The 14,833-nt window shown below is 69.4% G+C and carries 13 protein-coding genes; 7 read left to right on the forward strand and 6 right to left on the reverse strand.

The features are described 5' to 3' along the window. The first annotated feature begins 21 nt into the window (after positions 1-21). From A5700_RS02610 to A5700_RS02620, 3 genes are all read left to right on the forward strand, one after another. On the forward strand, positions 22-924 hold the full coding sequence (locus A5700_RS02610; RefSeq protein ID WP_068074250.1) for an NAD(P)-dependent oxidoreductase: 903 nt from the start codon (positions 22-24) through the stop codon (positions 922-924). 177 nt (positions 925-1,101) lie between these two features. Next, complete coding sequence (locus A5700_RS02615) at positions 1,102-2,556, forward strand: aldehyde dehydrogenase (RefSeq protein ID WP_068074249.1); 1,455 nt, start codon at positions 1,102-1,104, stop codon at positions 2,554-2,556. 134 nt (positions 2,557-2,690) lie between these two features. Beyond that, on the forward strand, positions 2,691-3,365 hold the full coding sequence (locus A5700_RS02620) for a hypothetical protein (RefSeq protein ID WP_068074248.1): 675 nt from the start codon (positions 2,691-2,693) through the stop codon (positions 3,363-3,365). Between the two features lie 37 nt (positions 3,366-3,402). Here A5700_RS02620 and A5700_RS02625 read toward each other — a convergent pair whose 3' ends face one another. Then, positions 3,403-4,233 carry a family 16 glycosylhydrolase gene (locus tag A5700_RS02625; protein ID WP_068074247.1) on the reverse strand — a complete coding sequence of 277 codons (831 nt, stop codon included), beginning with the start codon at positions 4,231-4,233 and terminating at the stop codon, positions 3,403-3,405. A 1,017-nt stretch (positions 4,234-5,250) separates the two neighbouring features. On the opposite strand from A5700_RS02625, the gene A5700_RS02630 reads away from it, so the two are divergent. From A5700_RS02630 to A5700_RS02645, 4 genes are read left to right on the forward strand one after another with little or no spacing between them, the layout of a single operon-like run. Further along, the gene (locus tag A5700_RS02630) at positions 5,251-7,563 is read left to right on the forward strand and encodes an acyl-CoA dehydrogenase (RefSeq protein WP_068074242.1); all 2,313 of its coding nucleotides are present in this window, start codon (positions 5,251-5,253) and stop codon (positions 7,561-7,563) included. A 16-nt stretch (positions 7,564-7,579) separates the two neighbouring features. Beyond that, positions 7,580-8,953: a 4-hydroxyphenylacetate 3-hydroxylase N-terminal domain-containing protein gene (locus A5700_RS02635; protein WP_068074240.1), complete on the forward strand. Its 1,374-nt coding sequence runs from the start codon at positions 7,580-7,582 to the stop codon at positions 8,951-8,953. Positions 8,954-9,001: 48 nt separating this feature from the next. Next, a complete protein-coding gene (locus A5700_RS02640) occupies positions 9,002-10,204 on the forward strand; it encodes an LLM class flavin-dependent oxidoreductase (protein ID WP_068074237.1) in 1,203 nt (400 codons plus the stop codon). Next, positions 10,201-11,142 (forward strand): LLM class flavin-dependent oxidoreductase, encoded by a 942-nt coding sequence (locus tag A5700_RS02645; protein WP_068074235.1) that lies wholly within the window; start codon positions 10,201-10,203, stop codon positions 11,140-11,142. The genes A5700_RS02640 and A5700_RS02645 overlap by 4 nt, the downstream gene beginning before the upstream one ends. Here the strand turns inward: A5700_RS02645 and A5700_RS02650 are convergent. From A5700_RS02650 to A5700_RS02670, 5 genes are all read right to left on the reverse strand, one after another. Then, positions 11,089-11,853, reverse strand: a complete 765-nt coding sequence (locus tag A5700_RS02650) for an SDR family NAD(P)-dependent oxidoreductase (RefSeq protein WP_068074234.1) — start codon at positions 11,851-11,853, stop codon at positions 11,089-11,091. The genes A5700_RS02645 and A5700_RS02650 overlap by 54 nt on opposite strands. Further along, positions 11,850-12,536, reverse strand: coding sequence for a GntR family transcriptional regulator (locus A5700_RS02655; protein WP_068204436.1), 687 nt, complete (start codon positions 12,534-12,536; stop codon positions 11,850-11,852). Before A5700_RS02655 ends, A5700_RS02650 begins: the two co-directional genes overlap by 4 nt. Before the next feature lie 10 nt (positions 12,537-12,546). Next, complete coding sequence (locus tag A5700_RS02660) at positions 12,547-13,188, reverse strand: carboxymuconolactone decarboxylase family protein (RefSeq protein WP_068074232.1); 642 nt, start codon at positions 13,186-13,188, stop codon at positions 12,547-12,549. 85 nt (positions 13,189-13,273) lie between these two features. Beyond that, on the reverse strand, positions 13,274-13,822 hold the full coding sequence (locus A5700_RS02665; protein WP_068074231.1) for a TetR/AcrR family transcriptional regulator: 549 nt from the start codon (positions 13,820-13,822) through the stop codon (positions 13,274-13,276). A 239-nt stretch (positions 13,823-14,061) separates the two neighbouring features. Then, a complete protein-coding gene (locus tag A5700_RS02670; RefSeq protein ID WP_068074315.1) occupies positions 14,062-14,829 on the reverse strand; it encodes an enoyl-CoA hydratase/isomerase family protein in 768 nt (255 codons plus the stop codon). Positions 14,830-14,833: the final 4 nt, after the last annotated feature.

Below are 14,833 nucleotides of genomic sequence, written 5' to 3' on the forward strand. Positions count from 1 at the left end.
TTGCCTGGTTACCATCGGCGGATGCGTGGCTCCAAGATCCTGATCACCGGCCCGACCGGTCAAATCGCCGCCCCGGTGGCCAGTGCGCTCGCGGCCGACAACGAGGTGTGGGGCATCGCGCGCTTCACCAATCCCGCCGCTCGAGAGTCGTTGCAGGAGGCCGGGATTCACTGCCAGACGGTCAATCTGGCCGCGGGTGATTTCACCGGGTTGCCCGACGACTTCGATTACGTGTTGAACCTGGCGGTCGCCAAGAGCGGCAACTGGGACAAGGACCTGGCCGCCAACGCGGAATCGGTAGGGCTGCTGATGGCGCACTGCCGCGCGGCCAAGGCCTTCCTGCACTGCTCCTCGGCCGCCGTGTACGACCCGCCCGACGAGGAACCGCGCGACGAGCAGGCCGCGCTGGGCGACAACCACAAAGCCCTGTTCCCCACGTATTCGATTTCGAAGATCGCGGGGGAGGTCGTCGCGCGGACGATGGCGCGAGCGCTCGGAGTGCCGACCACCATCGCCCGCCTCAACGTGCCGTACGGCGACAACGGCGGGTGGCCGTTCTACCACATGGAGATGATGCTGGCCGGCATCCCGATCCCGGTGCCCCCGGGCGCACCGGCGCGCTACAACCCGATCCACGAGGACGACGTCATCGCGACCATCCCCAAACTGCTGGCGGCCGCGTCGGTCCCGGCGACCACGGTCAACTGGTGCGGGGACCAGACCGTCAGTCTGCAGGAATGGTGCGAGTACCTAGGCTCGCTCGTCGGCAGGGAGCCGGTGTTCGAGCAGAGCGAGCAGGCGTTGCGGGCCAACCCGACCACGCTCGACCGCATGCACGAACTCGTCGGCGCCACGACGGTCGACTGGCGTGACGGCGTCCGGCGAATGGCGGCCAAATACCACCCGGAGCTGGTGGGCGCTTAGCCGGGGCGCCGACCGAAACCCCGGGCGCCGCCTGCAGCCCGACCGCGGCCCACTTTCGGCCTGAACCGGCGTGGCGGCTACCCGAGCGCCGCCTTGACCGCGCCGCGCCCGCGGTGCTAAGCAAGTGCTCAGCACCGCCGCAGAGGGGCGCCGGTCGTGATGAGGGCGAAGGGTCACATGACGCTGCAGACGGTATTGGACGACATCCGCAAGCGCCCAGGTTCGGGGGAGTCCATCGCGGTCATCAACCCCGCGACCGAGGAGACGATCACCGAATTCACCGACTGCGGGCCGGAAGCGGTCGACGACGCAGTGACGCGGGCGCGGGCGTCGTTCGATGCGGGCGTCTGGTCCGCGTTGCCCGGCCGCGAACGGGCCAAGATCATGTGGCGCATCGGCGAACTGATCGACGAGCACGCCCAGGAGTTCGCCGAACTCGACTCGCTGAACACCGGAATGCCGTTGCTGCAGGCCACTTTGCAGATGTCGACGTGTTCGGAATTCTTCCGCTACTACGCGGGCTGGTGCTCGAAGCTCAACGGCGTCGCCTACGACGTGAAGACCGACGGCATCGCCACCGACGCCTACGTCGACATGCACGCCTACACGCTCAAGCAGCCCTACGGCGTCGTGGGGTTGATCTTTCCGTGGAACGGCCCGATCTTCAACGCCTGCGCCAAGCTCGCGCCGGCGCTGGCGGCCGGGTGCAGCATGCTCGTCAAACCCGCGGAGGAAACACCACTTTCGGCGCTGCTGCTCGACCAGCTGGTGCACGACGCCGGGGTGCCCGAGGGCGTCGTCAACCTGCTCACCGGTTACGGCCACACCGCGGGCGCCGCGATCACCGCCCACCCCGGCGTCGAGAAGGTCGCCTTCACCGGCTCCACCGAAGTCGGCAAGGAGATCGTCCGGGCCTCCGCCGGCAACCTCAAGAAGGTGACCCTCGAACTCGGCGGCAAGTCGCCGGTGCTGATCTTCGACGACGCCGACCTGGACAAGGCCATCCTGATGGCCTCGCTGGGCATCTTCGTGCACTCCGGCCAGGGCTGCGTGTGCGGGTCGCGCATCTTCGCGCAGCGCGGTGTCTACGAGCGCGTCGTGGAAGGCATTGCGCTGATGGCCAATACGTTCAAGCTGGGCGCCCCCAGCGAGGAAGGGTGCGTCAGCGGGCCGTTGATCAGCCAGAAGCAGCTGCACCGGGTCATGGGTTTCATCGACGAGGGCAAGGGCGACGGCGTGGACGTGGTCGCCGGCGGCTACCGCCTGGACCGCAAGGGGTACTTCGTGCACCCGACGGTGCTGACCAACGTCGACCCCGGCATGCGGCTCTACCAAGAGGAGATCTTCGGCCCCGTCGTCAGCATCCTGCCGTTCGACGACGAGGACGAGGCGGTCGCCCTGGCCAACGACACCACCTATGGGCTGGCCGCCACCGCGTGGACGGAGAACCTCGGTCGCGCGCACCGGATCGTCAAGCGGTTGCAGGCGGGCAGCGTGCAGGTCAACTGCCAGTTGGTGTTCGACCACGACGTGCCGTTCGGTGGCCACAAGCAATCGGGGTGGGGGCACGAGTTCGGCAAAGAGGGCATCGACATGTACATGAAGACGAAATCGGTGTGGGCGCAACTATAAAAGGGGCTGATCACGACGGGCGCCCCGAAGGCCCTGCCGCGCCGTTGTCGGCTCGCGGTGGCGCAGAATCAGCCGAACCGGCCGCGGCCATCTACGCTGCACCAGGAACCGTCGGATCGAAAGAGGCTGGCCGCGTGAACGTGACCTCGCGAAATGCGCTGGCGCTGTATGGCACGGCGCTGCTCGTCGCCGCGACGGCGCCCGGCCCCGCCGGCGCCGACCCGGCGCCCACCCAGGTGATCACCACCGTCGCGGTCGGCCCGGGTGGCAACCCGATCAACGGATACCGCGAGGCGCCCCCGCTGGGCAACGTGAGCACCGTCAACGACTGCACGTCACCGTCCCCGTCGGCGGTCGCCGACAACGTCTACTTCTGTTCGCCCAGCGCGGCCGACGCGGGCACCTGCTGGCCGTCGAACGGCCGGTCGTTGCTGTGCATGGACAATCCCTGGGACATGCGGCTGCACCGCGTGAGCTATGACGGCGCGCTGCCACCCGTGCAGCCGACCCCGGCGCCGAGCCCGTTCGCCGTGGTCCTCGACGACGGGACGCGCTGCTTGCTGCGCAACGGGGGAGCGTGGGGCGGCCGCGCGGACGGATACGTCGGCGCCTACGGCTGCGGCGACCCGCACGCCGGCCTGGCCGTGCTGTGCATACCCAGCCAGCCCGCCGGAACCTGCCCGGACCGCTCGTCGCCGACGTGGACGGTGAGGGTCGGCCAGCTTGGCGGCCCGGACGCCGCGCTCCCGGCGCCCCAGACCCACACCGTCGCCACCGCCTGGATGGCCGGGGGCAAGGCCGGCCCGTAATCGGTTGGCCGTCTTGCCGCGCCGCGGAACCGGCCGGCTACCAGACGCGGATCCAGTCGACGAGCATGTCGGCGGGATAGCTGCCCGGTCCTGGATCGCCGCCGCCGGAGCCCGCGACCGCGAGGTTGAACACCGGATAGACGGTGTAACCCGGGGCGTTGAACGGCCAGTCCGGTAGCGAGCTGGCGGGCACGTCGAAGTACGGCTGCGCGCCGTCGACGTAGTCCTTCCAGAATCGGATGCCGGCCGCGTCCCACTGGCAGCGCCAGGTGTGCCACGCGCTGTCCAGCGCGATGTTGTGCGTCTTCCACTCCCCGCCGTTGGACTTCGCGTGCACGGTGGTCGCGGCGGGCCAGTTGCCGTTGCCGTACCACTCCATCGTGTCGATCTCGCCCTGGTCCTCGTTGCCGAGCCAGTAGGCGGGCCACGCGCCGGCCGTCAGGCAGTCGAGCTTGATGCGCGCCTCCCAGGTGTGTCCGACGCCGCCCCGCCAGATGCTTTGGACCTTGCCGCTGTAGTAGGTGGGGCCGTCCTTGGCGGCGCGCAGCACCAAATTCGACTTACCGTCAACGAAGACGTTGCGGCGATCGTCCCGATATTGGCCGATATTCTCCGGCCGCTCCCAGTAGGTGGGATCTTTGATGGTTTCGCGAGCCTTCGCAACGGCCCATTTCGACGGATCGGGGGCCGAGCCGGCGGGGCCGTCGAAGTCGTCAGAGAAGATGTAGCTGCCGGGCTGCCCACTCGGCGCGTCGGGCGGCGCCACCCGGCCGACCGGGCTGGCCTGCGCTTTCGAGACGGGCAGCGCGGCGGCCAGCACACCGATCCCGGTCGTCAGGATCATCCGGCGGCGGTCGATACCCGGCATAAGCAAGGGACGATAGCAGCCGCCTGCGGGCGGCCGGAAACGAGAGTTGCCCCGCGCGGTTGGCGGAAAAAAGATGTCGGTGGCCGCCGTTAAATTCGTGCACGCGGCCCGACCAGCACGGACGGCGCCGCGATCGGGGTACCGGAGCGGTCGAAATTCACGGCCAATTCTCATCTTCGCGGATGGTTTGGTCTCAGGATTCGACGGGCATCCTGGAATCACGATCCGATAACCAATGTTTTACCCGACGCGGGTTGCACTGAGAGGAGTTACCGATCGTGGCACAAACTCCAGAAGCGACGGTCATTTTCCTCCAGTCCCACCCCCGGTGGGTCGCGGCTCAGCGGCACGAACGCGAGCGTCGTGAAGCTATGAGCCGACACCCCTCGTTTCGCGCCCGTCAGCGCGCCACGGGAACCGACCGCGCGGTGGTTCCGATGATTCGCGGCTTCAAGGCGTACTCCAGTTCGGACACGCCCGCCTGAATTCCGGCCGCCCATTGCGGCGGCCGCTTTTGCGCACCACCGAAGAATTGTCGTTTTCCGGCCCGGCTCCATAACGGTTTCGCCGACAATCCCCGTGCCTCGCTACCACTTGGCGCCGATTGCGCGGGTGCCTATTCACTCGATCTCCTATTGCTACTACGGTTCGTAGTTGCTCATCGTGGGGAGACGACCATGTCCGATCACTCCTGACACGACTGGCGCGTGCGGGCTCGCGATAGCGGGCCGACCCCCGAATTAACGTCACGCGGTTCTCCTGGCTCACCGCCGGTCGGCCAAATCGGGACGGGATTGATCCGTGGGGCCGTGGGCCTGCGGTCACACCGCTCACCCACCGGCGGCGCGGCCCCGCGCCTGCTCGGCCTCGGCTGACCCGGGCGCCGCGAGGCCACGCGCCTGCGAAACGCGCGGCTCGGCGCACCTGCCGCGCATTGCATACAACCGCTGCGCAGGCGTAGTGCATCGCGGGATAGCCGCCATTGACACCCGTCAATTCGCCCCTACTGTATACAAAATGGCCGCCTCGCTCGACGCGCTGTCGTCTGCCTCCGAACTCGGCGAGCTGCGCGCCATGGTGCGCAACCTGGTGGCGAGGCACCTGCCCTTGCACGAGACCCGGCATGCCGACCCCGCGTCGGCGCGGCGGGCAGGTTGGCAGGCGCTAGCCGACGTCGGCCTGCTGGGCCTCGCGGTGCCCGAGCGGCACGGGGGCAGCGGGGCAGGCCTGACCGAGCAGGCCGTCGTCGTCGAGGAGCTCGCGCGAGAGCTGGGCGCGGGTCCGTATCTGGCGACCGCCTGCCTGGCGGCCGGCGCGTTGATGGCCGCCGAGGACGATGCGGCCCGCGCCGAGCTGTTACCCGGATTGGTCGCCGGGGATACGACCGCCACGCTCGCCGAAGGCACCGCCCGGGCCGAACGCACCCGCGCCGGCTGGGCGGTGAGCGGGTCGTTTCAGCACGTCCTCGACGGCGCGGACGCCCAGCTGCTGTTGGTGGTGGCGGAAACCGAGGTCGGGGTGACGTTGTTCGCCGTGACCGGTCCCGAGGGGGTGCTCCGCGAGCGGCTGTCCACTCTGGACGCCACCCGTGCGCTGGCCAACCTCCGATTGGACCGTGCACCCGCCCGCCAGATCGGGACCGCGGGCGCGGCGGGGCCAGTGCTGGCCACCGTGCGGATGCGCGCGACGGCGCTGCTGGCCGCCGAGCAGGCGGTGCTTGCCGCACGGTGCGTGGCGCTGACCCGGCAATATCTGTTGGATCGCCGGCAGTTCGGCAGGCAAATCGGCGCTTTCCAGGCGCTCAAGCACCGCCTCGCGGACGCCGCCGTGCGCGCCGAGTTGTCCGCGGGCAGCGCCTGGTACGCCGTCCGGCAGCTATCGGGCGGCGCGGCCGACGCCGAGATCGCCGTGTCGGTGGCCGCCGCGGTGTCCGGCGAGGCGGCCCTGCACAACGCCGCCGAGATGATCCAGTTGCATGGCGGGATCGGCTACACCTGGGACCACGTCGCCCACCTCTACCTGCGGCGCGCCAAGGCGAACCAGTACCTGTTCGACACCCCGTCGAGCCATCGCGACCGGCTCGGCGCGGCGGTCGCCGACAACGACGCGGCGGCAAGCCAGACCGTGTCGGCGGACGCCGACGGCGGGTCGCCCGCCCTCGACGAACTGCGCCGATGGCTGGCCGACAACCTGACCGATGAGGTCGTCAACGCGCCGGCGGCGCCAGCGCCCGGGGACAAGTACTCGCCGGTGCGGCGCGATTGGTACCGCCGGCTCGGCGAGGCCGGCTGGGCCACGCCCACCTGGCCGGTGAAATACGGCGGTCGCGGGTTGGACCCCGACGAGGGCGGCGCCGCGGTGGAGGAGTTGCGCCGCCGGGGCGTCGACCGGCCGGAGGAGGACTTCGTCGGCGTCTGGTTGGCCGGGCCGACAATCCTGCAGTGGGGAACCGACGAACAGCGGGAGACCTTCCTGCGGCCGCTGGCGCGGGGCGAACACCGCTGGTGCCAGCTGTTCAGTGAGCCGGGAGCGGGATCGGATCTCGCGTCGCTGGCCACCTCGGCGGTGCGGATCGACGGTGACCGCTGGCTGGTCAACGGCCAGAAGATTTGGAGTTCGTTCGCCAACACCGCCGACTTCGGCCTGCTTATGGCGCGCACCGATCCGGCGCTGCCCAAGCACGGCGGCATCACCTACTTTCTGCTCGACATGCGCACGCCGGGCGTCGAGGTGCGGCCGCTGCGCCAGATGACCGGCGACGCCGAGTTCAACGAGGTCTTCCTCACGGATGTGGTGGTCCCGGACGCGGCGCGACTGGGTCCGCTCAACGCCGGATGGAAGGTCGGGATCAGCACGTTGATGCAGGAGCGCAACAGCCTGACCGGCCCGCCCGTCGTCGGGCCGGGCGTGGCCGACCGGCTCATCGGCGAGGCCGTGCTCAGTGGGGCGTGGCACCGCACCGACATACGAGATCGCTTGCAACACATGCTCGCCGACGAACGCTCGCTGCAGTGCGCGAGCTTTCGGGCCAGCGTCACGCCGGATCGGGATCCGGGCGCGATCGACTCCATCCGCAAGCTCGTCAGCGCCGAGTTGCACGAGCGGGCGGGCAGCATCCGCGTCGACCTGCAGCCCGAGCTGACGATGGCCTGGCCCGCCGGCGCAGACCTGCCCGCGGGCGCCCGGTCCTTTCTGGAGATGAAGAAATATTGCATCGCCGGCGGCACCTCGGAGATCCAGCGCAACATCATCGCCGAACGCGTGCTGGGGCTGCCGCGGGAGGCCGACCCCGACCGCGACAGGCCGTTCAACCAGCGGACCAGCCGATAGAGGAGAGCGCACCGACATGATGACCGGCGAGCAGTACAAGAACTCGTTACGCGACGGCAGGCGGATCTATCAGGACGGCAAGCTGGTGGCGGACCTGGACACCGAGCCGTTGCTGGCGCCGGCGCTGGAGGCGGTGGCCGCGGGCTACGACGAGTACTACCGCCCGGACGCCGACGCGGTGAATCCGCTTGTGGAGGCGCCGCGCAGCGTCGAGGAGCTGCGCGAGCGCGTGCCGGTCCTCACCGAGATGGACCTGCTGCTCAACGTCACCTACCAGTCGTTGATGACGCTCGTGGTGGCCGCGGCCCGGCTGGCCGAGGGGCACCCGGAGTTCGTGGCGCGCATCAACGCCTATGTGACACAAGCGCGACTGGATGACATCCGCGTCGCGGAGTGCATCACCGACGCCAAGGGCGACCGGTCGAAGGCGCCCGCCGCTCAGGACGACCCCGACCAGTACGTGCGGGTGGTGCAGCGCCGTGACGACGGCGTGGTCATCCGCGGCGCGAAACTGCACATCAGCGCCGCGCCGTTGGCGCACCACCTGTTGGTGATGCCGACGAAGTCGATGAAGCCGGGGGAGGAGGACTACGCCATCGCCTGCGCCGTGCCGGTGAACGCGCCGGGCGTGCACGTCGTCAGCCGCACCGTGCAGGCCCGCGGCGGTGACGCACGCGACTACCCGGTCAGCGCCCGGCGCAGCATGCCCGACGGGTTCGTCATCTTCGACGACGTGTTCGTCCCACACGAGCGGGTGTTCCTCGACGGCGTCGCGGCCCAAGCGGGGATCTTCGCGCACTCGCTGGGCCTCTGGGAACGCCTCGGCGGCACCGCCGTGATGGTGGAGCAGGCCGACGAGATGGTCGGTCTGGCCCAGTTGATGGCCGAGGCCAACGGCACCGCGCGGGTTTCGCACATCCGGGAAAAGATCGACGAGATGATGATCCACGCCACCAACCTGCGTGCTGGCATGGAGGCGGCGATCGGCAACGCCCACACCACGCCGGAGGGCTACTACTACCCCGACGATCTCTACACGAACGCGACCAAGTACCTCGGGGCCGCAAACTTCAACCTGATGGTGCGGCATTTGCACGACATCGCCGGGGGTGGAGTGATCACCACGCCGTCGATGGCGGACCTGGACAACCCGGATGTCGGCCCGCAGCTGCGCAAGTATCTGACCGGGGCGGCCGACGTGCCGGGCGACGTGCGCGCCAAGCTGTTTCACGCCATCCGTGATTCCACGGCCGACTCGTATGGCGGCTGGCATCTCGTCACCAACGTGCAGTCCGGGGGCGGCCTGTTCGCCCAGCGCCTGGTGACCCGCAAGCACTACGACTCCGAGCGCGCCAAGCGGCTGGCGCGCCGGGCGGCAAACCTCGAGTGAGCACGACGGTCCTTGCATGAACGTGAACGTAGACGTAGATTCAGGCCCATGCGCTTTGGTGTGTTCATCGCCCCGTACCACATGGTGGGCGACAACCCGACGCTCGCACTCGAGCGGGACCTGCAACTCGTCGAGGCCGTCGAGGACCTGGGTTACGAGGAGGCCTGGTTCGGCGAACACCATTCCGGTGGCACCGAGATCATCGGCGCACCGGACCTGATGATCGCCACGGCCGCCGCGCGGACCAAGCGCATCCGCCTCGGCACCGGGGTGGCATCCCTGCCCTACCACCACCCCTTCATGTTCGCCGATCGCATGGTGCAGCTGGACCATCTGACCCGCGGCCGGTTGATCGTCGGCGTCGGTCCCGGTGCGCTGCCCGGCGACGCGTACATGATGGGCATCGAGACGACACGACAGCGCGACATGATGCTCGAGTCGCTGGAGGCGGTCCTCGAGTTATGGCGCGACGAGGCCCCGGTGTCCCGGGAGACCGATTGGTTCACGTTGCGCGACGCCCGGTTGCAACTGCGGCCCTACAGCAAGCCCACCATCGAGGTCAGCGTGGCGGTGACGGCGTCACCCTCCGGCCCGGTGGCAGCCGGCAAGTTCGGCATCGGCCTGCTTTCGATCGCGGCGACGCAGGCGAAGGCGTTCGACGCGCTGGCCCGCAACTGGCGCACCGCGACCGAAACGGCCGCCGCACATGGCAACACCGTGAGCCGCGAGGGCTGGCGGTTGTGCGGGCCCATGCACATCGCCGAGACCGAAGAGCAGGCCCGCCGCGATGTCGAGGCCGGACTGGCGCAATGGGTCGATTACTTCCAAAACGTCGGCGCCATCCCGATTCTGGGCGACTTCGACCCGGGCGAGGACATCGTGGCCGCGGTCAACGACACCGGCGTCGGGGTGATCGGGACCCCGGAGATGGCCGTCGAGCAACTGCGTCGTCTGCACAAGCAATCCGGCGGTTTCGGAACCTACCTGTTGATGGCGCACGAGTGGGCCAACCGGGAGGCCACGCTGCGGTCCTACGAATTGATCAGCCGCTACGTCATGCCGGTGTTCCAGGATTCCCTCGAGCCGTTGGAACGCAGCCGGGACTGGACGATCTTCCATCGTGAGACGCTGATGGGCAACATCACCAATGCGATCGTCGGGGCCACTCAGCAGTTTCTCGACGAGCGGGACGCGCGCCGCCGCGCCGAACGCGAACAGGTTCAGACCGAGACCCTGCCCGCCGGCCGGTGACCGACTTCGGGGCGCTGCTCTTCCCGAACGCCCCGTGGGCCACGCTGGTGGACCGCTGCGAACACGCCGAAGAGCTCGGCTTTCGCAGCCTCTGGATCGACGACCACGGCGCCAACCCCCAGGCACCCCGCTCCAACTGGTTCGAGGCGTTCACCACGCTGGCCGGGCTGGCCACTTGTACCCGCCGAATCCTGTTGGGGCCGTTGGTGTCCAACGTCATCCTGCGTCACCCGGCGGTGTTGGCGCGGCAGGCCGCGACCATCGAGGCGATGTCGGGCGGTCGCCTGCAGCTGGGCCTCGGAGCCGGTTATGCGCCGACCGACCACGCGCTGGTGGGCGGCGATCGGTGGCCCCGCGACGAGCGCGTCGAGCGGTTCGCGGAGGCCGTCGAGTTGATCGATGCATTGCTGCGCGCCGATCCCGTCGACTTCGCCGGCGCGCACTACCGCGCCGAGGGTGTGCGTCTGCGGCCCGCGCCGGTTCAGCGGCCGCGACCGCCGCTGTGCGTCGCCGCTCATGCGCGTTCGAGCCTGCGGCTGGTCGCGCGGTTCGGCGACATCTGGAGCTCGTTCGGCGGGTGGGGCCTGTCCTCGCATGAGCTGATCCGCGCCACCAGGGACCGCGGCGACGCCCTCGACGAGTTCTGCGCCGACTGCGGCCGCGACCCCGCCACCGTGCGGCGGCAGATCCTGGCCGGCAGCCCGGCGACCACGCCGGACCCCATCTGGTCCTCGGTGCAGGCGTTCGACGACTGGGTGGCGGCCTGGGAGCAGGTCGGCATCGACGAAATCGTGCTGTATTTTCCGCCCGAGCTGTTGTACGAGCCGGCGTTGATCGATCCTCGGGTGCTCGACCATTTGGGCGGCCTGTTGTCCGCGCGCCGGTCAGGTGATCAGGGCGCCGCCGTCGACGGGCAGCACCGCGCCGCTGACGAATGACGCGGCCGGGCTGGCCAGAAACAGGACCGCGGCGGCGACCTCGTCGGGTTCGCCCAGCCGGGCCGCGGGCACCCGGCCGGCCACGAAGTCGTCATTGAAGCCGTCGGGCGTGAGCGTGGCCAGGCCGGTGGACAAGAAACCCGGCGCGACGGCGTTGACGCGAATTCCCTTGCGGCCGGTCCATTGCCGGGCCAGGTCCCGGGTAAGCCCCAACAACCCGGCCTTGCTCGACACGTATCCCGCCTGCGGCAGAGTCGTCGTCGTCAAACCCAGGATGCTGCTGATCATCACCACGGCGGAGCCGGGCCGCATCACCCGCCCACAGGCCTGGCTCATCCAGTACGCGCCCATGAGATTGACCTCGAGGGTGCGCCTGAATTGGTCGGGATCCTCGCGGGTCGCCGGCGCGGCGGTGCCCACGCCGGCGTTGTTGATCAGCACATCGACAGCACCGAACCGCTCCACAACCTCTCGCGTTGCGGCGGTGCAGGATTCGGGCTGGGCGACGTCTACGCGAAACGCCGCCGCGTCGACGCCGCCGTCGCGCAGGGCGGCGCAGCGCGCCTCGACGTCGTCGGGGCGCCGGCCGGCCAGCGCGATCCGGGCGCCGGCGCCGCCGAGCGCGCGGGCGATCGCCACGCCCAGCTCCGAGGTCGCGCCCGTGACCACCGCGACCCGGCCGTCCAACCGGAACCGCCCGCTGACCGTCACGAAGCGTGGGTCTCGGTGTCGCGGTTGCGCCGCGCGTGCAACGCCAGCAGCGAATCGCGGCCTTGCAGGATGTGTTCGGCCATCAGCGCGGCCGCGCGCTGCGGGTCGTTGGCCGCGATCGCGTCACGCACCATGCGATGGAACAGATTGGACCGCTCGCGCTCGGCCCGGGTCTGATGACGAAACACTTGATACACCAGGGGAATGTCGACGGCGTGCTCCAGCAACGCCGACAGTCGCCGATGCTGGGCCCCCGCGACCACGGCTTGATGAAAGGCGCTGTTGGCCGCGGTGATTCGCCGCAGGCCGACGTCGAGTGAACCGCTCGACATCAGCTCGATGCCCTCGTCGAAGTCGGCGATGGCGGCGTCGAGCGCGGCGACGCCCTCGGCACCCATCCGGGACGCGGCGCGCTCGGCCGCCAGCGCCTCCAGCCGCGCGCGCAACTCGTACTGGTCGCGGATGTCGGTCTCGGACATCGTCGCCACGATGGCGCCGCGGTTGCGCTCGATCGTGACCAATCCATCGGCGGCCAACGCACGCAACGCTTCTCGCACCGGGGTGCGGGACAGCGAGAACATCTCGCCGATGCGCTGTTCGACCAGGCGCGAGCCCGGCTCGAAGTCGCCCTCGGCGATCCCGAGCCGGATGAGTCGGTAGGCCAGCTGCGCCCGGCCGTCCATTTCGGCCACGTCAGTCGCGCCCGGACGTCGCGGCCCCGATGTCGAGGACGCCGCCGCCCTCCGGGTCGGCCACCTCCACCACGGGGTCGTCGACGTCGTCGAATTCCAGCCGCAGCGCGCGGGACATGATCGCGTGCATGACGTACATGGTGGTGGTGTAGGTGAATTCGAGGATCTCGGTGTCGGTGAAGACTTCCCGGAGCTGGGAGAACAACTGCTCGGGCACCCGACCCTGTTGTCCCGCAAGGCAATCGGCGTAGGCGAGCAGCAGGCGTTCGGTGTGATCGAAGCAGTCCGCGGTCTGCCACGACGGGATGGCCTGGATTTTCTCCTCGGACAGTCCCGCCGACCGGCAGGCCTTGCAGTGCTGGGAAAAGACGAATTGGCTACCCACGACCCAGCCCGCGCGGATCTGCCCGAGTTCGCGGTGGTCGGGCCGGATGCTCACCTCTTGGCGGTACAACCGGAAGCCCCGCACGGCGTGGCGCAGCGCGGCGGGGGATTGCGCCATCACGGTCCACCAGTTGCCGGGGGTGCCGCCGACCGCGCCGGGTTCGGCCACCGGATCGCGATCGCCGAACATGAAGTCGTACATGGAGCGGGTGAAGTCGTCGGTGACTTCGCCGCGGGGGATGGGCGTCAGGCGTGGCATGATTGCATTCAATCCCAGGCCTGGTTGCGCCGTCAACGCAGCTCGCGCGGCCGTCGAATTCCGGATTGCGTACAGTCGGCGAAACTCAGGGGCGCAGGCCGGCGAGCACCAGCGCCGCGAAGGCGTCGCCGATCTCGGCCAGCGAGTTGCGCCCGCCCGGCACATACCACCGGTGAATCCAGTTGTGCATGCCCAGGATGCCCAGCATCGCGAGCCGCGGATCCACGTCGGCGCGAAAGGCCTTGGCGGCCACGCCCTCTTCGATGATCGCCAGCAGCGTCTTGCCGTAGGCGTCGGCGTTGTCGACGATGCCCCGCGCCTCGGGGATCGTCGCGAAGTGCTGGCTCTCGCCGAACAGCAAGAACAACTCGGGGTAGGTCGCGAGGTCCTCGATGTAGGCCCGCAGGGCTCGGCGCAGCTTGGCGTCGGCCGGCTCCGCGGAATCGAGGGCCTCCTGGCAATGCCGGGTCATCTCGTAGGCCGGTTGTTCGATGAGCGCGACGAGCAGTTCCTCTTTGGTGCCGACGTAGTAGTACAGCGAGGCCCGGTTGATGCCCACCTCCATGGCCACGTCCTCGAGCCGCGCCCGGGCGAAACCCTCCCGGCGAAAAACCTCCGCCGCGCCTTTGAGGATGGCCTGCCACCGCTCGTTGGAGGAGCGGCGGTCGGCGTTGCGTCGCTCCTCGCGGCGACGAGCGTTGTCGCTCGGCTGACGTGCGGCGGGAATCGGCGGGCTCCTCGAGATGCGGGGGTGAACGTTGCAGCCAATCTACGGTATCGACCGGCCTGACCTGAGGCTTAATCGATTTATCAACGTGAACGTTGACGTTGACAAACCTGCCGTCGGCACTTAACGTCCGTGATGATGCGACCTCACGTGCGGCCCAGTTTCGCCATCGCGGCGCGAAAGTCGTCGTGGTCCATGGCGGCCGCCTCCAGCGCCAGCGACAGCGGCAGGACCGCGCCGCAGGCCGCCGCGAGCAACCGATTGACCGCCGCCTTGGTGCCCTGGACGGCCTGCGGCGCCAGCGCCGCGAGCCGCTCCGCCATCGCTATCGCCGACGGCAGCGCGTCGGCCGGCGCTACGACCCGGGTAATCAGCCCGAAGCGCTCCGCCTCCGCCGCGGTGAGCAGTTCCCCGGCCATCAGGAGCAGCTTCGCCCGGTTGAGGCCGACCAGCAGCGGCCAGATCGCGGCGGCGCCGTTGCCCGCGGGCAGGGCGGCGTGTACGTGCAGGTCTCCCAGCTTCGCCGCTTCCGACATGTACGAGACGTCGGCCAGCGTTGCCAGCACCGCGCCCAACCCGATCGCATGCCCGTTGACCGCGGCGATCATCGGCTTGGTCAACCCGACGATGTCGTCGACGATGTGGCGCGCCTCCTCGATCGGCGTGCGCCCGGTCGCCGTCACGTACCGACGGTCGCCGGATTCGTCACCGCCGGCAGAGAAGGCCCGGCCCGCCCCGGTCAGCACGACGGCCCGCACCCGAGGGTCGTCCTGGGCCGCGGCGAAGACGGTGGACAGTTCCGAGTGCATCACGTCGTCGACGGCGTTGGCCTTGTCCGGGCGGTTCAGCGTCAGTACCGCGACGCCCGTCGCGGCGTCGACGGCGACGTCGATGGTGCGGTACGCGTCGAGCATGAGC

This window comes from Mycobacterium sp. E1214, assembly GCF_001666755.1.
Classification (GTDB): Bacteria; Actinomycetota; Actinomycetes; order Mycobacteriales; family Mycobacteriaceae; genus Mycobacterium.